Annotated in this window: 20 protein-coding genes, 1 tRNA gene and 1 pseudogene; 2 read left to right on the forward strand and 20 right to left on the reverse strand. The window is 30.9% G+C overall.

Annotated elements, in window-relative coordinates:
- The first annotated feature begins 257 nt into the window (after window positions 1-257).
- Window positions 258-1,073 carry an alpha/beta hydrolase gene (locus tag VIM70_RS19360; RefSeq protein ID WP_331947426.1) on the forward strand — a complete coding sequence of 272 codons (816 nt, stop codon included), beginning with the start codon at window positions 258-260 and terminating at the stop codon, window positions 1,071-1,073.
- 32 nt (window positions 1,074-1,105) lie between these two features.
- Here the strand turns inward: VIM70_RS19360 and VIM70_RS23480 are convergent.
- The 5 genes and pseudogenes from VIM70_RS23480 to VIM70_RS19385 form a co-directional block, all read right to left on the reverse strand.
- Window positions 1,106-1,282 (reverse strand): annotated as a pseudogene (locus VIM70_RS23480) (DapH/DapD/GlmU-related protein); the annotation flags it as partial.
- Window positions 1,283-1,803: 521 nt separating this feature from the next.
- Window positions 1,804-2,364 carry an acyltransferase gene (locus VIM70_RS19370; RefSeq protein ID WP_331947427.1) on the reverse strand — a complete coding sequence of 187 codons (561 nt, stop codon included), beginning with the start codon at window positions 2,362-2,364 and terminating at the stop codon, window positions 1,804-1,806.
- Window positions 2,365-2,372: 8 nt separating this feature from the next.
- Window positions 2,373-3,494, reverse strand: coding sequence for a DegT/DnrJ/EryC1/StrS family aminotransferase (locus VIM70_RS19375; protein ID WP_331947428.1), 1,122 nt, complete (start codon window positions 3,492-3,494; stop codon window positions 2,373-2,375).
- A 52-nt stretch (window positions 3,495-3,546) separates the two neighbouring features.
- Window positions 3,547-5,034, reverse strand: coding sequence for a lipopolysaccharide biosynthesis protein (locus tag VIM70_RS19380; RefSeq protein WP_331947429.1), 1,488 nt, complete (start codon window positions 5,032-5,034; stop codon window positions 3,547-3,549).
- A gap of 3 nt (window positions 5,035-5,037) precedes the next feature.
- Window positions 5,038-6,051, reverse strand: a complete 1,014-nt coding sequence (locus tag VIM70_RS19385) for a glycosyltransferase (RefSeq protein ID WP_331947430.1) — start codon at window positions 6,049-6,051, stop codon at window positions 5,038-5,040.
- Between the two features lie 917 nt (window positions 6,052-6,968).
- Here VIM70_RS19385 and VIM70_RS19390 point away from each other — a divergent pair.
- Complete coding sequence (locus VIM70_RS19390; protein ID WP_331947431.1) at window positions 6,969-8,246, forward strand: FAD-dependent oxidoreductase; 1,278 nt, start codon at window positions 6,969-6,971, stop codon at window positions 8,244-8,246.
- Between the two features lie 45 nt (window positions 8,247-8,291).
- Here VIM70_RS19390 and VIM70_RS19395 read toward each other — a convergent pair whose 3' ends face one another.
- The 15 genes from VIM70_RS19395 to yedF all read right to left on the reverse strand — a co-directional run bounded on the left by VIM70_RS19395 (window position 8,292) and on the right by yedF (window position 20,333).
- Window positions 8,292-9,176: a GDSL-type esterase/lipase family protein gene (locus VIM70_RS19395; protein ID WP_331947432.1), complete on the reverse strand. Its 885-nt coding sequence runs from the start codon at window positions 9,174-9,176 to the stop codon at window positions 8,292-8,294.
- Between the two features lie 742 nt (window positions 9,177-9,918).
- Window positions 9,919-9,994, reverse strand: a tRNA-Thr gene (locus VIM70_RS19400).
- Window positions 9,995-10,025: 31 nt separating this feature from the next.
- Window positions 10,026-10,355 (reverse strand): TM2 domain-containing protein, encoded by a 330-nt coding sequence (locus VIM70_RS19405; RefSeq protein ID WP_331947433.1) that lies wholly within the window; start codon window positions 10,353-10,355, stop codon window positions 10,026-10,028.
- Window positions 10,356-10,547: 192 nt separating this feature from the next.
- Window positions 10,548-11,879: a replicative DNA helicase gene (locus tag VIM70_RS19410; protein WP_331947434.1), complete on the reverse strand. Its 1,332-nt coding sequence runs from the start codon at window positions 11,877-11,879 to the stop codon at window positions 10,548-10,550.
- A gap of 101 nt (window positions 11,880-11,980) precedes the next feature.
- Window positions 11,981-13,876, reverse strand: coding sequence for a Lon family ATP-dependent protease (lonC, locus tag VIM70_RS19415; RefSeq protein ID WP_331947435.1), 1,896 nt, complete (start codon window positions 13,874-13,876; stop codon window positions 11,981-11,983).
- A 69-nt stretch (window positions 13,877-13,945) separates the two neighbouring features.
- On the reverse strand, window positions 13,946-14,389 hold the full coding sequence (gene rplI / locus VIM70_RS19420; protein WP_331947436.1) for a 50S ribosomal protein L9: 444 nt from the start codon (window positions 14,387-14,389) through the stop codon (window positions 13,946-13,948).
- Window positions 14,389-16,383, reverse strand: a complete 1,995-nt coding sequence (locus tag VIM70_RS19425; protein ID WP_331947462.1) for a DHH family phosphoesterase — start codon at window positions 16,381-16,383, stop codon at window positions 14,389-14,391. The genes rplI and VIM70_RS19425 overlap by 1 nt, the downstream gene beginning before the upstream one ends.
- Window positions 16,384-16,393: 10 nt before the next feature.
- Complete coding sequence (locus VIM70_RS19430) at window positions 16,394-17,401, reverse strand: YybS family protein (protein ID WP_331947437.1); 1,008 nt, start codon at window positions 17,399-17,401, stop codon at window positions 16,394-16,396.
- Window positions 17,402-17,416: 15 nt separating this feature from the next.
- Complete coding sequence (locus VIM70_RS19435) at window positions 17,417-17,731, reverse strand: MazG-like family protein (protein ID WP_331947438.1); 315 nt, start codon at window positions 17,729-17,731, stop codon at window positions 17,417-17,419.
- 306 nt (window positions 17,732-18,037) lie between these two features.
- Entirely contained in the window at window positions 18,038-18,301 is a 264-nt protein-coding gene (gene rpsR, locus VIM70_RS19440) for a 30S ribosomal protein S18 (RefSeq protein WP_165411833.1), read from the reverse strand.
- Window positions 18,302-18,326: 25 nt separating this feature from the next.
- A complete protein-coding gene (locus tag VIM70_RS19445) occupies window positions 18,327-18,767 on the reverse strand; it encodes a single-stranded DNA-binding protein (protein ID WP_331947439.1) in 441 nt (146 codons plus the stop codon).
- Between the two features lie 11 nt (window positions 18,768-18,778).
- A complete protein-coding gene (gene rpsF, locus VIM70_RS19450) occupies window positions 18,779-19,066 on the reverse strand; it encodes a 30S ribosomal protein S6 (protein WP_331947440.1) in 288 nt (95 codons plus the stop codon).
- Window positions 19,067-19,160: 94 nt separating this feature from the next.
- Window positions 19,161-19,379, reverse strand: a complete 219-nt coding sequence (locus VIM70_RS19455; RefSeq protein WP_331947441.1) for a DUF951 domain-containing protein — start codon at window positions 19,377-19,379, stop codon at window positions 19,161-19,163.
- A 42-nt stretch (window positions 19,380-19,421) separates the two neighbouring features.
- Window positions 19,422-19,685 carry a DUF3343 domain-containing protein gene (locus tag VIM70_RS19460; protein ID WP_331947442.1) on the reverse strand — a complete coding sequence of 88 codons (264 nt, stop codon included), beginning with the start codon at window positions 19,683-19,685 and terminating at the stop codon, window positions 19,422-19,424.
- A gap of 45 nt (window positions 19,686-19,730) precedes the next feature.
- Window positions 19,731-20,333 (reverse strand): sulfurtransferase-like selenium metabolism protein YedF, encoded by a 603-nt coding sequence (yedF, locus tag VIM70_RS19465; protein ID WP_331947443.1) that lies wholly within the window; start codon window positions 20,331-20,333, stop codon window positions 19,731-19,733.
- Window positions 20,334-20,385: the final 52 nt, after the last annotated feature.

Consider the following 20,385-nt stretch of genomic DNA (forward strand, 5'->3'; position numbering starts at 1 on the left):
TCATTCTAGGGAAGTAGCATAATTTAGAATAAAAGAATACCTAAATTATCCATTGTTCGTGTTTCGAAATGGTCTTTTTGTTGTGCAACAAAATCATCAACTGCTTTTTAAAATTTGTGCTTGACTTTAATTAGCTGGTCTGTATAACTATTGAAAACTGCATACTCCAACATTTAATAATCAGCACAATCATTCACAAACTCAAGTCCAAATGAATAACCTATAAATGAAGAAATTTTATTGATGGAGGTATTTGATTGGGATACTATATTAAAGTAGATGGAAATATAAAAATTTATGTAGAGGATATTAATCCAGGGGGCAAGAAAACAATTTTGTTTCTCCATGGTTGGCCTGGAAATCATAAGTTGTTTGAATATCAGTTTAATCAACTTCCCAAAATGGGATACAGGTGTATTGGTATAGACCAGAGAGGATTTGGTGAATCCGATAAACCTTTCACAGGCTATGACTACAATCGGTTATCAGACGATGTTAAAGGTGTAGTAGATGCACTAAAATTAAAGAATTTCACACTAGCTGGTCACTCAACAGGAGGAGCAATTGCTATTAGATACATGGCTAGGCACAATGAATATGGAGTATCAAAACTTGCTCTTTTTGCAGCGGCAGCTCCCAGTCTTATAGAGCGTCCATATTTCCCTTATGGTCAAAAAAAACAAGTTGTAAATGACATTATTCAAGGAACATATAATGATCGTCCTAATATGTTAAGAGGGTTTGGTGACATGTTCTTCTACCAACATATAACTCAGGCTTTCTCAGATTGGTTTTTTCAATTGGGCCTACAGGCATCAAGTTGGGGTACTGCATCAACTGCAAACACTTGGCTCGACGAAGAAAATTTGTTTTATGATCTCAGGAAAATAACCGTTCCAACTTTAATTCTTCATGGTATTCATGACAAAGTGTGTCTCTTCCCATTAGCTGAAGCACAAAAACAAGGCATCAAAAATTCCAAACTTGTGCCATTTGAATTCAGTGGTCATGGATTGTTTTATGACCAGAAAGATAAATTCAACCAGGAATTGACACAATTTATTGAGGGGTAAAGTTTATAAACCGAAGAATGGCTTAATAAAAACTAATCCCAGATAATATTCTCTTTAATAATTTTAGCAGGGACACCTCCAACCAAACACTGTGGTGGTACATTCTTTGTAACCACAGCCCCTGCTGCAATTATTGCACCATCTCCAATGGTTACACCTTTTAAAATCGTTGCTCCCATTCCAATCCATACATGATTACCTATATTAATTGGTTTTGACATTTCATATCCATCATATTGGATATTATGATTATCTGAATCCCTTATAGTCACCTTATCAGCAATAATAACATCATTACCTATCTTGATATGATTAAAACACATAATTCTAGAATCAGAACTCATATATCCACTGCCTATTTCTAATATAGCATTTTCTTGTATGGTCACAGAGGAGCCAGTATATATGGTAAATTCACCGTTTACAATTAATCTACTTAACTTTTTAGCTAAAAATATAGTTTCTCGGTTGGTAATTATATCCCAAAATGCTCCAACATTAAATCTTCCATTGATTATAATAGAAGAGCCTTTAGTAATCTTTATTATTGCTTTTCTATAAACCCAAACAGATATTTTCTTGTCATTATTTCCACAATAAAATATTGAAAGATATAATGTCTTAAGCGGATTAATTTGTTTTAATATTTTTAATATATTAATATAATTACCTCCTAGCCATTAATATAAGCGGCTGCATTTTAAATCAAGTCCAGCAAGTTATCTTTTTATTATTTACTAATAAATTCATCTCTCAATTGCAACAGTTTTTTTGATCTATCCTTAATCTTTCTTGCTGGTATTCCTACATTGATTGACCAAGGTTCTAAATTTCTATTTATTAGACTTAAAGCTCCACATGCTACCCCTTCTTTAATGTTAGTTCCAGGTAAAATAACACATCCTGAACCAACTACTACAAAATCTTCTATATTAACTTCACCACTAATAACATTAGTATAACAATCTGGAATCATTGGATTTGTCATAAATTCACCACTATAATCATCAGTCTTAGCATAAACAGATACTCTGCTAGATAGTGTTGAATAGTTTCCAATAAAAATTCCTTTATCTCCTCCAAAAAGAGCTGTATAACATGCAATATGGATATAACTCGCTAATTCTAATTTACCGCTTAATATACAAAAATCATCTATTCTAACATTATTACCTATACTCATATCTTGAGGTGAATAAATACTTACTTTTTTACTAATAAGTACATTTTCACCAACTTTTTTAAACCCAATTTCATTTAACTCATATAAACTATAAAATGAATTATACATAATATTTATTATTTCCTTTCTAATTGCAAATTCAAAATGATGTTACAAATCCTATCAACATCGTCTATACTCAAATCAGCATATAATGGTAGTGTTAGTACTCGTTTTGCAATACGTTGTGCTACAGGTGTTTTATTAACATCGAATTTGCCATGGTAACAGTCAAAACTATTAGTTAATGGGTAGAAATATTTTCTTGCAAATATATTATTTTCCTCTAATTTATCACATACTTCATTCCTAGTAAAACCAAATACTTTTTCATCAAATACAACTGGGAAATAAGCATAATTGGATTGAACATTCTCTTTATCTTGCATTATTTTAATTCCATCTATACCAAAAAGCCATTTACGATATCTTTCAACTACAGTTTTTCTTTTTAATATTTGCTGCGATATATGTCTCAAATTACAAATACCCATAGCTGCTTGAAATTCATTCATTTTTGCATTTGATCCAACACCATCAACCAATACTTCTGATTGAATACCAAAGTTTTTTAATTTATATAACTCTTTTCCAATGCTCTCGTCTGAAAATGTTACTCCTCCACCTTCAATCGTATTAAATACTTTTGTAGCATGAAAGCTAAACATACTAGCATCACCAAAGTTCCCAATGCCTTGTCCATTTACCTTTTCACCAAAGGTATGAGCTGCATCATAAATTACTTTTAATCCGTATTTACTAGCAATTCTCTCTATTTCATCGATATTGCAAATATGTCCATAAACATGGACAGGCAGTATAGCAGACGTTTTATCTGTTATTAAGCTTTCTATTTTTGTTACATCCATTGTATAGTCTTCTGGGTTAATATCACAAAATACAGGTGTTAAACCATTCCTAACAATAGCATGTGTAGTTGAAGCAAATGTAAATGGTGTTGTAATTACTTCACCTTTTAGGTTCATTGCTTGTATTAATAACTCTAATGCCATATGACCATTAGTAAACAATTGAATCTTATCCACTTCTAAATATTGAATAAGATCTTGTTCTAATTGCTTGTGATATTTACCCATATTGGTTAGCCATGCAGTATCCCATATTGATTTTATTTCATTTATGTATTCTTCCATTGGCGGCATTGATGAACGAGTGACGAATATTGGTTTATTATTCATGATTATTTACCTTCCTCTTATAGTTTCTTATTTTCAACTGTACTATACTAAATTATTCGGAAAAATTGTTCGTTCTTTTTTGCTTAAAATTTTTGTCTATTGCGGCCTTTAATAAATCTAAAATATAAAGAAAACATTCAAATTTCAAAAGATATGCTACCCCAAAATAAAAAACTGCACCGACAATTATTTGTAATAAAAATACTAACCATAAACTAAATGATAGTAATGAAACCGCTAGTACTACAAGACTCATTGTCAAAGAAAGTAATATAGAGGGCATAATATCAAACATTTGCTCTTTATATGAGTAATTCAGCAATTTCTTATTAGGCGAAGCATTAATAACTGCTGAGACGAAAGATACTATAACACTTCCTATTAGCATTGCATATATGCCATAATGAACACTTATTAAAATAACCACTACTAATAAGATCTTTTTAAATATCTCTAATCTTAAAAAGATATCACTACGCCCAACAGCAGTTATAGCCTGTAAGTTTGCAGTAAAAATTGGCCATAATGCATAGGTTATACATGCAAATTGTAAGAACGGTACACATGGAAGCCATTTATCAGTTAACAAAAGTAAGACAAGCGGCCTGGCTACTACTGCAAGACCAACCATCATTGGGATAACTAAAAATGAGCTAGTTACTAGCATACGACGCACTATTTTTTTAACCTGAACCCGGTCATTTTGAAATTTTGACAATGCTGGAAACATTACTCCTACTATAGTCCCATCTATGTTATTAACCATTAGAGACGGAAAGCTTTGTCCACGATTATAATAACCGAGCATCGTGCTGCCAAACAATTTACCAATAATAAGCGGAAACAAGTTATTAAATAAAGAATCTAACAATCCTGAAATCAGTAGGTTTGAGCCAAATTTAAATAACTCTTTTATTTTTTTAAAAGAAAATAATAATTTAGGTCTCCAACGTACGGTAAACCACAAAATTATAGTAGATGTCACCTGACCTGATATTTGTGAAAAGACCAAACTCCATATACCATATCCTCGATAAGCCATTGTTACACCTACTAGAGCAGAAACAAAAACCCCGCCAAGGCTAACAATAAAACTCTTTTTAAATTTCATTTCCCGTGATATCACTGTAAATTGTATGCTGTTTATTACACCTAATATAAGTGTGAAAGATAGTATTCTGAGTATTTGTACAAGCATAGGTTCAGAATAAAATCTGGCAATAAGGGGAGCTGTGAAATACAGTATCAAATACAAAACTGCTGACATGGTTAAACTAAGATAAAATACAGATGAATAATCTTCATCATCTACTTCTTTTTTTTGAATTAATGCTGTTCCAAATCCGCTCTGTATAAACACGTTAGCTACTTGGATATAAACAGTAATTAGCCCTATGATACCAAAATCTTTTGGTAGTAATAATCTCGCTAATATAATTGATACAACAAACTGGATGCCCTGTGTCCCACTACTCTCCATGAATCTCCAAAATAGTCCGTATAAAACTTTACTTTTTAATGATTTGTTATTTGATGTCATATTTTATAATTCCTTTAAATTAGCGACATATAGTTTGATTTTTTTAGATGGCAAAGCAGCAGTTACTTTTAATACATCGAAAAAAGATAGCAGTTTTACTTTTATAGAAACCATGCCTAATATTTCAGTTAAATCTCTTACTGAATTGGATGTATGGATCTTAATGGTTTTAATTATCATCTCACTAACAAATTGTTTTTTTATGTAATCAAAATTATAATTGCTACAAGATTTTAAATATTTTTCAAGCATATTAATATAATGCAAAGTAATTTCTACTATATCTTTTCTATTATCTGGCATCTCAAATTGAGAAGTATAATTAGTTCCATCTTTTTCAATAACATACCTATACGCACTCATTGCTTCCCTAATAATTAAGATATTACTTTTTTTTAATATAAGCATTGCTAAAGTTCTATCTGCCATTAAATTGTGCGCGGTATATATAATACTAAAATCCTCGTCTTTATTAGTAAGAAAGAAATTATGAAATAGTAATGTAGCTGTTTGAATTGGCCATTCCCATTTAGTAAAATTATTCATTGTAAATTCTAAAGCTGAATCACTTCGATTTTGATTAGACATAGATAAATGTTCACCATTTTTATTTACATATTCAAAATCATGAGAAACGCCAACATATTCTTTGTGTTCTTCTAAAAAATCAACTTGAAGTTGAAGTTTATTTGAGTTAGTCCAAAAATCATCTCCCTCAAGTGTTGCTATATATTTACCTTTACAGTTCATAAACACATCATATAAATTTTTTGTTGCACCCACATTTTTGTCGCGCAATATAAGTTTGATCCTGTTAGGGTATTTTTTCTGATATTCCAACAAAACCGTTCGAGTATTATCTGGAGAGCAATCCTCTCCTATTATTATTTCATACTTAAAGTTTACGTTTTGCATTAGAATGCTGTTTAACGCTTGCCTAATGTAATTTTCATGATTGTACGTTATCACCGCTATACTTAATAATATCTCTGAATCATTATTCACTTTATTTGGCATATGTGTACTCCTTTTATTTCACAAGTTGAATTTACTCACTATTGCAAATATATTTTCTCCTGCAAGCAAGAAATTTTCAGGTTAATCAAATTTTTTTCCTGTATTTTTAATTATATCATAAAAAAACATATAATCAGTATTAACATTCTACAAATTCTAACAACGTTCTTCAAATATTAGTCATATTATTAACTTATTTATAATGTTTATAAATTTTACTAACTAATTTGATCAAAAATTTAGACTCCCTTTTAATTGTCTTTGCAATCTTTTTTGGTTTAACTTTCCCTTTCCCACCCTGCAATGCTTTTGCAATTAATAATCCGTATAATAACTTCGTATAAATCACTCCTCACATTCCTTTTCTTATTAATATACTTATATGTTATTAATTCTATAAATTCTACAAACTGTATGAATTATTAATATGATAAGTAAAAACCTACTAGATACGTCATAATTAATTTTAGGTATTATAACCCTCCTTTAATTATCACAACTCTAATAGGTTTATCATTGATTTTACATATATATATTTCATTTACCTTCTATTAAAATTACCTTCATTTTAAAAATTCTTACCACAAGCAACGATCCGTTTGCTACCCTTTATTAATTTACTTTTATCTATTCCAACTTTCACCTTTATCTTTTTCATCTATTTTCAACCTCACCTTATCAATAATTACACCTTAGTGCTTGTACCATATTTATTAATATTATCAACCAATTATTACCATTTTATTCAACTCTTTTATTAAAATTTATTAGCAATTTGTAAATAGATAACAACCTGGCTACATAAACAAATTCTGACACTTAAATATAAGTAAGGATTACCAGTGCGAGTAATAATGCTATAACTATTGTAATAGAATTATAAGATTCCAAAATATATTAGAGGGGTGGAGAATATTTTGAAGGTTATAGTAATTGGTGGTGGATGGGCTGGTTGCACGGCGGCTATCACAGCGAAAAAAGCTGGTGCAGATGTTGTTTTATATGAAAAAACCGATATGCTTTTAGGGCTTGGTAATGTAGGTGGTATAATGAGAAATAATGGTCGATATACTGCGGCCGAGGAGATAATAGCCTTAGGTGCAGGAGATTTCATACATTTAACTGATACATTTAGTAAACATAAAAATATTAATTTCCCGGGGCATAAAAATGCATGGCTGAGCGACACAAACAAGATTGAGCCAGCAGTGGCAAGATATATAAAAGCTATGGGTATTGAAGTAAATATGATAACAAGAGTAGTAGATGTTGAAAAAGAAGGAAATATTATAAAAGGGATATATCTAGCAGATAAAACATATGTAAAAGCAGATGTGTTTATAGAAACTACGGGGTCCTCAGGGCCAATGAATAACTGTATAAAATATGGTAATGGATGTGCAATGTGTGTTTTGAGATGTCCATCTTTTGGAGGACGCGTAAGCATAAGTAGCAAAGCAGGTATTGAAGATTTACAAGGTGAACGTGACGACGGCGTATATGGAGCGTTTAGTGGTTCTTGTAAGATAGCTAAGGGTTCTTTAGCCGAAAATATTGTAAAAGACCTAGATAAAAACGGAGTTGTTGTTATAAAAGTCCCTGAAGAAGATGTTAATTTAGATAAACTTAAACAAAAGGTATGTCAGCAGTATGCCCTAAAAGAGTTCGCAGAAAATGTAATTCTAATAGATACAGGTGATGTTAAACTTATGTCTCCCTTCTACCCATTAGAAAAATTAAGAAAAATTAAAGGATTCGAAAATGCAAAATATGTAGATCCATATTCCGGTGGAATAGGAAACTCCATAAGGTATTTGTCCATTGCTCCAAGAACTGATAGTATGAAGGTTTTGAACTTAGATAATTTGTTCTGTGCTGGAGAAAAGGCTGGGCTATTTATAGGACACACAGAAGCCATGATAACAGGTGCACTAGCCGGTCACAATGCAGTTAAGGATTATTTAGGACTTCCCCTTTTAGTTTTACCAAGGACGCTTGCCGTTGGAGACATAATAGCCTCTGCAAACGAAACAATGAATACTAAAGAAGGAAGAAAAATCAGATTTACATTTGCAGGAGCAACGTATTTTAAGAGAATGCAGGAACTTGGACTTTATACTTTGGATATAGATGAGATTAAGGGTAAAGTAGAAAATTTAAATTTAACTAATATATTTAATGAACAATTTATTTAAAATAAAAAAAAAAGCTAAAAGTATCTCTACTTTTAGCTTTTTATTTTAACCAATGTTATTTGCTATAAATGCTAACCAAGTAGGATACCAAGTAGGTTGAAAATGTAATCCATCTGTAAGTCGTACACTTTTGGAAGTAACGTTTATACTTCCAGTATTTAAGAACGCTACATGATTTGCTGATGCTATATTTTTAATAACGATATTACATATATCAATATCAGAATTTCTTTTATCAGATGGTACATTAACTTTAAATATTGGCTCTATAATAATTCTTGCATATTGATATTTCTTTTTAGCTGTAACCACTAAGTCATTGTATAAATTCTTGAAGGTAGTAGAGTTTAATTTAGCTTTGCCTAAGTTATTAACGCCACACATGATTATTACTCTTTTAGGATTTATAACAGTACTTGCTACGAGTAAAGCTTTAACTCGAGAGATAGTAGCTCCGCCTTCAGCTATTAGTTGGTCGGGATTCATATATCCGTATAATCCCATTCTGGAAGTTATAGAATCACCTACAAATACATCATTTGAGAACTTATCTTTATAGTTAAAAGGTCTAGCATTGACCATAGTAAATGATTTACTGTACAATACAGTTTTGCCAACATTTATATAAGCTTTTACTTTATAATAATAAGTTTTATCAGTTTCTAGATTAGAACTAACATAACTTGTTTTATTAGTAGCTGATACAGGTACAAAACCCGTTGTATCAGATAATGATTTATAAACTACATAACCAGTAACTCCAACTACTTTGTTCCAAGTAACAGTAATCCCATTGAATGAAGAAGCTTCAGCGTTAACTGACGTTACATCATTAGGTAATACAGTTGCACTAACAGATATATTAAAAGCACCGATAACTATGATAGTTGCAATAAATATTTTAAATGTTTTTATGATATAATTAAACATTATAATACCTCCATAATTTTGACCCCTTGCTTCTTTAGATAAGCTACTACTAATTTATAATCTTTATTGTTTAAATTTTATTGAATTAATTTTATTTTCCAAATTTTATCCCCCGTTTCTTTTTATTTGCTTTTTCCTCATTCCTCATTGACTCTTTCTAAATTCCAAAAAAATAAAAAGGCCCCAAAGCAGTCAACGCCATCTATTTGCTTAATAATATGTTTCAAAATTTCTTTCTTACCATTACCTCTAGAAAAAGCGAATATACTATAAAAAGTATTTAAATATCTCTAAATTATTGCTTCTCATCGATTCCTTGCCAACTTATTACGTTTTAAGTATACAAATAGTTGCAAAAAACAAAAAATTTAACAATTAAATAATTTCTTATTTTAAATCCTTTACCTATATTAATATCCATAAAAAAAGAAGCATTCCTGCTCCTTATAACTTTCACACAAATCCTTAGTAAGTTCACTTAGGGTTAACCTTATCTAAGAAGCTTTGTCCTGTATACATGATGACCTACTTTAAGTACTGTGGCTGGTAGTAAATCTTGAAAATATACTTAATAAAAAAGAACAATGAGAAAGCAGGGATAATATTTTATCTCTGCTTTCTCATTGTAAATTATAGTATCCTTTATTATGTTTTTATTACTTGCAGTACCCATTTTAGTGTTTTTAATTGAAAGTAATAAATCATTATTTTCTTTAAATCGTTGATATAACTAGGTTTACATTGGAGCTGAAAAAGGGGATCGAACCCTCGACCTACGCGTTACGAGTGCGTTACTCTACCAACTGAGCTATTTCAGCATACATAATAAGTTTTAAAATCCATATTTATTTAATAACTACGCAAACTTTTATTTAATTCCAATCCCTTTACATCCCTAAATGAATTAGTAGCAATCATAATAACATCAAATATAATCCATATTCCAAAACCACCAGCAGTTATAAGCATTAGAATTCCTGTACCAATTTTTCCTGTGTAGAATCTATGGACACCAAATGCTCCAAGGAAAACACATAACAATAAAGTTACTAACCAATTTTTTTTACTAATATTCTGTGAATAAGTCATATTAACAGGTTCAATTAACAAATTAATACCACAGGTTTTACAAAAATTAGACCCCTTATCATTTCGTGATCCACACTTAGGACAGAACATCTAATCACCCTTCTCATATTATTTGGAATGCTCTACTGGTATTTTATCATATGTAGAAACTTTTTACTATATATATGAGATTTATCTGCTTAATAATCATCTCTTGTTTAAACTTTTTTCCCTAGAGAATGCTATAACAAAATTATATGTGACTTAAAATATTTTAGTTAGCATTCTCAACGGAAAATAGAGTTAATCTCTATGAATTACATCAAGTCTTGCAAATTTACTGAATTGACCTATCCATGCAAGTCTTACTGTGCCTACAGGACCGTTTCTTTGTTTTGCTATTATAAGCTCTGCTACATTTTTATCTTCAGTTTCACTATTATAATATTCATCTCTATATAAGAACATAACAAGGTCAGCATCTTGCTCTATAGATCCTGATTCTCTAAGGTCAGATAACATAGGTCTATGGTCAGTTCTTTGCTCTGGCGCACGTGATAGCTGTGATAATGCTATAACTGGACACTGCATCTCCTTCGCAAGTGCTTTAATAGATCTTGATATTTCTGATACTTCTTGTTGTCTGCTTTCAGAATTACTACCAGACATAAGTTGAAGATAATCTATAACTATCATATCTATTCCATGTTCCATTTTTAGTTTTCTACATTTTGAACGCATATCCATAACAGAAGTTCCTGCTGTGTCATCAATGAATATTTTGGCAGCAGCTAATGGACCAGATGCTTTAGCTATGTTTTCCCAATCTTTATCTTCTAAACTACCATTTCTTAATTTAGTCATATCAACATTTGCTTCGGAGCAAAGTAATTTATATGCAAGCTGCTCCTTAGACATTTCAAGAGAAAATACCGCTACGCTTTTTCCACCCCTAAGCGCCGCAAATTCAGCTAAGTTTAGTGCAAAGGTAGTTTTACCCATAGATGGCCTTGCAGCTATTAGAATCATATCACCCTTTTGAAATCCAGCAGTTTTTTCATCGAGTTCTGGGAACCCACTAGATATTCCTGTTGTTTCTCCTTTATTATTAAAAATTCTTTCTATTTCTAAGAAACCTCTCTCAAGAACTGTATTCATTGGTTCAAAATCACCAGAATTTTTTTTCTCTGAAATGTTAAAAACCTTTTGCTCTGCAAGATCCATTACTGCATCTACATCGTCTTGCTTATTGTAGCAATTTTCCATAATTTCAGTAGAAGCTCTAATGAGTTTTCTTAAAATAGATTTATCATCCACAATTTTTATATAAGAACTTAAATTAGCCGTGGATGGTACTGAGTTACTTATTTCTGAAATATAAGTAACGCCCCCTGAAGAATCTAATTTTTCAGAAGAACGTAAATGCTCAAGTAATGTAATCATATCAATAGGTGTGTCCTTTTGATATAATTCAAAAATGGCGTTAAATATAACTTTATGAGAATCTCTATAAAAATCATCGCTTTTTAAAACTTCCACCACTCGTAATATGGCGGTTTTATCTATAAGCATTGATCCAATTACTGATTGTTCTGCTTCTAGGTTGTATGGCAGACTTCTAAGCGGTGTATCCATTTTTTTATCTCTCCTAAGGTAGTCTTTTATGCCCTGTTAAAAATCACTTAACAGGGCCATTAATTATATTTTTTTGTTAATTAGAAGTAACTTTACGTTACTTAAAAGACTAATTTCATTAGTTCTTCAATGTTCGATACTGTTTTTGTTTCAATATCTTTAAGGCCTGGAGGAACTTCCTTTTCATTTTCAATAGGCAGTATAACAAGCTTAATACCTTTTCTTCTTGCACCATAAATTTTTTCAAATATGCCGCCTACTGGTTTTATAATTCCCCTTAGGGATATCTCCCCAGTTACTGCAATATCCTGTCTTATTGGTTTATCTAATAATGAACTAATCATACATACAGTTATAGCTGCTCCGGCAGACGGTCCATCAATTTTACCTCCACCAATTATATTTACATGTATATCGTAATCCTTAATATCTTTATTAGTTGTTTTTCTTATTACGGATGCAGCATTAAATACTGAGTCCTTAGCCATACTTCCAGCGGTATCATTAAATCTTACTAGACCTTTACCTTTTTCCTTAGCCTCAAATACTGCTGTTTCTATTTCTATTGTTGATCCTATATATCCTGATACTCCAAGTCCATATATGTGGCCAACTTCAAATTTAGCCTCTTTACCTACTTCCTCATAAGGAGATAATCTACTTATAGATATAACATCTAATAAGTCCTTAACCTCTATCTTAACCTTAGAATCATCTTCCTGATTTCTATTATGCAATACATAACCGTAAGCATCTGATAAAATATTTATAGCTTTTCTTCCTTCAATTGTATATCTACCAATTGTCTCCGCTACTCCATCTGCTACTTCAACTTTTAATTTATCCGCAGCATTTACTACGATTTTTTCTATATCCTTCGCAGTTAATGGTTCAAAATAAACTTCAGTACACCTTGATCTTAATGCAGGATTTATTTCCGATGGTTCTTTAGTCGTAGCCCCTATTAAAACAAAATCTGCTGGAGCACCTTTATCAAATAAATATTTTATATATTTAGGTGTATTCTCATCTTCAGGGTCATAATAAGAAGATGAAAACTCAACTCTTTTATCTTCTAATACCTTAAGTAATTTATTTTGAAGTATATTATCAAGTTCTCCTATCTCATCTATAAATAATACCCCTCCATGTGCATTTGTTACAAGACCTGGTTTTGGTTCTGGAATTCCACCCTCAGCTAGATCTCTTTTACTTCCCTGATATATCGGGTCGTGCACTGAACCTAAAAGAGGATTTGTTATCTCTCTTGGGTCCCACCTGAGTGTTGTACCATCTACTTCTACAAATTTAGCATCTTTATCGTAAATCGTGTAACTTAGCTTTCTAGCTTCCTCAAGAGCAAGCCTAGCTGCAGTGGTCTTCCCAACACCTGGTGGTCCATAAAGAATAATATGTTGAGGGTATGGCGATGCCATTTTAGATAAAAGAGATTTTATAGCTCTTTCTTGCCCAACTATCTCACTAAAACTCTCTGGTCTTAACATAGCTTGTATATTTTTAGTAAGTTTTTTACTATCAAGTGCTTTTAAATCATTATATTTTTTAAGGGTTTTTGCATTTTCAGGTCCCTTTTGTTTCTTGATTATACTAAGCCTTATTTCATCAATATACTTATCTTGTTTTTCAATAAGATTTCTTTCTACTTCGGTTTCAATCTTATTCTGAACATATTTTTTAGCTATTTCATCAGTAAGCCACTCATTAGTACTATCTAACACCTCGTGTACATTTTTTTCATTAGGCACTATCTCTATGCCCTTACCATTACTTACAATTTTGTTTAACGCATATAATCTTTTATACATATCTTCGCTTTTAATATGTTTTTGAAGCTTAAATTTTATAGTTTTAGCTTTTATACTTCCCTCATCAATTATATTCCTCATTATTTCATATAAAACGTCAATTTGTGTATCTAGTGGTAATGTATCTTTTGCAACAGGTTCTCCAATTTCATTTACAAATAATGTTTTCAAACTTAATCCGCCTAAATAAATAAAATTATCGTTTATTTACTAAAGCGTTTCCCCCTTTGTTTTATATGATTATTCCTCACAAACAAGAACTTTTATCTTAGTAGATATTTCTGGATATATTTTAACCTCTACTTCATAAGTTCCTAATAATTTAATTGTGTCTGTTACTATTTTCTTTTTATCAATATCTAAATTGAATTGCTCACTTAATGCTGCTGCTATATCCTTATTCGTAATTGCTCCGAAAAGTTTTCCATTTTCTCCAGCTTTACCAATTATTTTTACAACCTTATCTTTAAGGTCACTCGCTGACTTTTGTGCATCCTCAATTTCAGATGTTTTCTTTTTTCTTACTATATCATTCTTTTTATTTAATATATGCATATTTGCGTCTGTAGCTTCCTCAGCTAAAAGCCTAGGAAATAAGTAATTTCTGGCATACCCATCCGCAGCATTCACCACATCATTCTTTTTACCCATACTTTTAATGTCTTTTAATAATATAACCTTCATTATTTTTCATCCTCCCTAATGTATTCATCTATTGCTTCATTTAGTTTATCCACTACTTCTTCTAGTTTCATTGAAGTAAGCTTTGTACCTGCCATAGTCATGTGTCCACCACCACCTAATGTCTCAAGTATTAACTGAACATTTATATTTCCAATAGACCTTCCACTAATAAATACTTCATCATCTACTTTAACAATAACAAATGATGCTTCAATACCAGTAATATTTAAAAGTTCATCCGCTGCTTGGGCAGCTATTAAAGTATCTTGAGTTACTTCTGGGCAAACTGCTATGGCAATTTCATTTTTAATTTTCGCTGATCTTATAATATCAGCTTTCTCTAAGTAAACTTCTATATTGTCAGAAAACATTTTTTTAACATCCATTGTGTCTGCACCGTGACGCCTTAAAAAGGCTGCAGCTTCAAAGGTCCTAACTCCTGTTTTAAAAGAAAAATTCTTTGTATCCACACATATTCCTGCCAAAAGACTTACCGCTTCTATATGCTTGAGTTTAGGCCTATCTACCATGTATTGAATCATCTCAGTAACTAATTCTGAAGTAGATGATGCGTACGTTTCCATATAACTGAGGACTGCACCTTGTATAAAGTCTTGTGATTTTCTATGATGATCTATTATAACTACTTTTTCAGCCTCTTTGACTATTTCTATACTTTGCACATGACTTTCATTGTGAACATCTACTAATATTAGCAAGGTATTTGTATTTTTAAGGCTTCTAAATTTTTCACTTGCTATAAAAGCGTTTTTATATTCTTCATCGCCAAGTAATATATCCATCATGCCTTTTATACCGCTATTTACTCCTTCAAGAATAATATAGCATTCTTTGTTTAAATTTTTAAAAATACTATATAAACCAATAGCCGCGCCTAAACAATCAGGATCAGAATTTTTGTGTCCCATAATAAAAATTGCATTACTCTCATTTACTAAATCCATTAATGCATGAGCAATAACTCTTGCACGAACCTTAGTCCTTTTTTCTACTTCCTTTGTTTTTCCTCCAAAGAAAGATAGTTTATCACCCTTTTTCACGACTACTTGGTCCCCACCACGACCTAAGGCAAGTTCTTTTGCAGAGGTTGCAAATTCATAGTTTTTAAGTGGTGTATCTTCTCCCCTACCTACGCCTATACTTAAAGTTACAGCAAGTTTATTACCATTATTTATTTCGCGAATACTATCTAGTATATCAAATTTCTTTTCTATTTCTTTTTCAATATACTTGTCTTGAACTATAATAACATATTTATTCGATGTATACTTTTTTACCACAGCATTTACGCTCTGTCCGTAACTGTTTATGGTCCGCTCAATATCTGCAACGAGCAATGGCGCTTTATCTTCTTCTGTAGTTTTAACAACATCATCAAGATTATCAACTTCTACTAGCATAACACTTTCACGATTACCATTGATTCCTTTAATTAAGTTGTCTTTTTCAGTTATATCATAAAAATATAAAAGCATAATCTTATCTTTAACACTTTTGTTTTCGTTTGTATCCACAATATTTGTGTAAATTTCGTAGCTTTTTTCTTTTATTTTAATATTTGGGAATATACTTCTCTTACCCTCTAAAATTTGTTTTAGATTGAGTTCCTTAATTATATCTCTAATATTTTTATTTAAAAGATCTTCTCCTTCGAGCATTGAGGTTACACTTTGATTGTACCATAAAATGTTTCCCATATATCCTATTATTATTAACGGAAACGGAAGTTTTACTAAAGTACTTGTAGTCGCTATATCAAGTTTGGATGAAAAATTTTCAATAAATTTTTTCCATTCACTTTTTTTAATCTTAGAATTATAAATATTATACACTACTAGTACTGCATATAGTGCAAGGGCTAGTAACCCTACTTGATAATGTCCGTAATAAAATATTATATATATAAGTAGGGCCATAGTTACCATATATATTTTGTTGTTTACATTAAAGTAATTGTATTTATTATCCACGATTAGCCCCCAATCATTTTCTTTTAATTCTATATGGATCAAGTTTTCTAAAATCAAAAGCCATCTCCACTAGCCCTATTGAAAAGTAGATATTACCTAGGGGTGAGATTGATGTTAATACTAAAATTAATATTACTACTAATTTAGACAAATGTCTTTTAACTCTTAAAAAATATGTACTAGCTGCGAGTCCATTTGCAATAAATATGAATTGAGTAAGAATTTGAGAGGAATTTTGTATATACTCCCCACCAGTTATGTGTTTTGCGTTCATTATTATGCCTACACATACCGTACCTATTAATACAGCTCCTACTATGTTAGAAACACAAAACTTACTAAAGGGTAAAACTTCTTTCATTTTATAGTTTAGCCTCTTTAGTATTGCCTTAGCTACTATGTAATTCAAATAAGCTGATATAAAAGAGAAAATAAAAATACTTGCAGGTATTAACATTAAAATTAAAGAAACATCTAGTTTTTTTATCACATCGTAATTTTGATTTAAGAGGTTCAACTGACTTGCTGTTATTCCCTGCTGGGTATAAATTGTTTTTAATTCATTAAGAGATCCATTCATCGTAGACTTCAAAAGCTCTAAATTTTTTGCAAGAAAATCTATAAAACTTACTTTTTCTATAAATAACATAGAAAACGCTATTGTTAATATATTAGATACAGCAGATCCAATACCCAAAAATAATAAAGTTGTTGATGATGTTTTATCTTTCTTAACAGAATAACCAAGTGCTATACCAACAACACTACAAGATATAGCTGCATATATTGCCATTATCGGATTATATACTAATGAGGTAATAATTATACTCAAAAATATAGCGGTAATTGTTACTTTCATATTATATCTTATATAGAGTATTGCCACAGGAACTGGTAATATTAAAGTCCCTATAAATGATACAATTGGCAAGTACCCCGTTATAATCATTATTATTGAAATTAGAACAGCTATAAGAGAGGCCTCTACAATTGCCTTTGTACTATACTTCTTATCTTTCATTTTTTCCTCCATTGCTTACCTTCCCTTTATATGTGTATATAGTTTACTTAGATCCTTTCCGTCCTTTTCTATGCTATCGCCTTCAACTATACCCACCTTTAGTTTCTTTTTCATACTCTCATCCACGGCTACACTGGAATATCCTAACCTCTCACCTAATATATATAAAAGTATTATTGCCCCTGAAATGCAGTCTAAGATGGCATCTTGAGCAACATTGCTTCCTTTGCTTAACAACTTGAAGAAATCACCTACTATACATAGTAGCTCAGCCTTCAAACTTTCAATTATCTTAACATTAGACATTATATTGAAATCATCCCTTTTCATATTATATCATCTCCTTTGTAGGCTTATGCGTATAACTCTATTTTAGTTAGTTTTCTAACTTTATGCAACTAAAGTTTATTTTTTTGTATAAAATTAACTATTTAAAATTCTTGTTTACAATTTATGGGTTACAATTGTAATTATACCCTAATAGCATTGTAAGATATATACTTTTCGATTTATATTTTAATTATTAACTAAAAACATTATTTATAATTAATAAAAATAAAAGCAGCTGCCTTAAGGCGCTGCTTTCAGTCATTTACTATTTATAGTAAAATTTTACTATGTATTAGTTTAAATATACTATTCAGTAGTAAATGGTAGTAATGCTATATTTCTTGCTCTTTTTATAGATACAGTGAGCATTCTTTGATGTTTTGCACAGTTTCCGGAAATTCTTCTAGGAAGGATCTTTCCTCTTTCTGTAACATATTTTCTCAATTTATTTATATCTTTATAGTCGATTGCAGTTGCCTTATCCATACAGAAAGCACAAACTTTTCTTTTCATTCTCTTTCTGTTGCCGCCAGCACCGCCGCCGCTTCTTTTATGTTCGTTCATAGCCATTGATTTTTTTCCTCCTTACCTAATATTAGAATGGAATATCTCCATCATCAATTGGTGTTATATCACTATCGCTGCCGAAGTCATGAGACCCAGACTTTGATTCGCTACTATTTCCACCTTGATTAGTATTCGTACCTGATTCTTTATTGCCTCCCCATTCAAGGAAGTCAACTTCATCAGCAATCACATCAGTAACATATCTCCTAGTACCATCTTTAGCCTCATAATTGCTAGTTTGAATAGTTCCAGATACGCTTAAAAGCTTGCCTTTACTCATATAATTAGCAGTAGCTTCAGCTTGCTTTCCAAATACCACTACTGGTATAAAGTCTGCTTCTGGTTGACCTTCTCGCTTAAATCTTCTATTAACGGCTAAAGTAAAACGGGCTACAGCTGTTCCTGTTCCTTGAGCAAACTTTAACTCAGGATCTTTTGTCAATCTACCAACTAAAACAACCTTATTCATAAAAACACCACCTATTTTTCTGGATTTATTATGATATGTCTTATAACACTGTCAGTAATTCTGAATACTCTATCTAATTCTAACGGTAATTCAGGTTTTGCAAGGAAATTGATTAGTGTGTAGTAACCTTCACCAACTTTTTGTATTTCATAAGCTAATTTTCTTTTACCCCACGCATCAACATTCTCAATTTCTCCACCATTGTTTTCTATTACACCTTTAAACTTTTCAACGTTAGCTTTAACAGCTTCTTCGTCTAATGAAGGATGCAATATGAATATAGTTTCATACTTTCTCATTAATTTCACCTCCTCCCCTCGGACTAACGGCCATGCATTGCACGGCAGGGATTACCCAATAGATTATATCACTTAGTTTTACAAAAATCAAGGATTATCCTTTTATAGGTGCTTTTTCTTTTGTAGGTACTTTTTCATTTATAATTTTTTTCACTCCCGAATCAAATTTAATCCGTGGAAGCATTACTAATCTACCACAACCTATACATTTTATTTTTATGTCAGCGCCTAACCTAATAATTTCCCAATTTTTACTTCCACAAGGGTGTACTTTTTTCATTTCAACAATATCCCCCAAATTAAATACTTTCATTGTGCATCCCACCTTTAATTCATTATTATATAATCACAAAGTCTATATGGTCATAACCTTTATACTCTCTCCATCGCTTACAAAGATTTCTTTTACTTTTATATTTTCTGAATTTATAAGTTTAATAATACTTTGTATATTTTCCCCAGTTACCTTTAAACTAATCCCACAGCTTTTAGTTATAAATGTAGGTGTAGGAACCACCACTACCTTAATTGTATTTTTAATAGCTTCTCTTTCTGCTTTCATAGCTTCATGTGTATTTTGAAAGGTAACAATATAATATTTTTCATTATCTTTAGTCAATTTTTTTCACCCTATTTCTATCCTTTATATTTAAATTGCATTTCTTTATATTTTAATAGTATTACCTGCATCATTCATTAATTGTACAATATCATACATATTTGTTATTTCCCCTATGGAAATCTTATCTTTTAGGTTATAAAAATCAAGACAGGTTCCACAAACTAATATATTTGTTCCTCTTTGAATTAGTTTATTTAAGCTATCCAGTACTGGTGAATTATCAATGGTAAGTTTTACTCCTCCATTAATAAAGAGTAGATCATTAGGTATTGAATCTGCTTCTGATAATGCAAATATATAGCTTTTCATAAGAATATCTCCTAATTTGTCATCCCCGATTCCCAACTTATCAGTAGATATTACTATTGTAAATTTTTTCTTGTCTTCTATTTTTATATCTACTATTTTACTTTTTTCGCTGTTTTCACTTTTTTCTTTAGTTATTTTTATAAAAAACAATTCCTGTTTTTCTTCCACAACACTTTTATATCCACTACCTTGAGCTAGTTTTACTATATTGTTTTTAGCAACTAGATTATCCACAATAATTGTACTCTCTCCACTTTCAATTGAATCAAAATATTTTTTTGTCTTAACCACAGGTAATGGACATATTAACCCCTTACAATCTATTGTATTATTCATATTATTTTAGTCTTAAGTTGATTTTTTCAGAAAAAATAACCTAAAACAGTCA

Origin of the sequence: Clostridium sp. (assembly GCF_036569345.1) — a bacterium.
Lineage (GTDB): Bacteria > Bacillota > Clostridia > Clostridiales > Clostridiaceae > Clostridium_AD.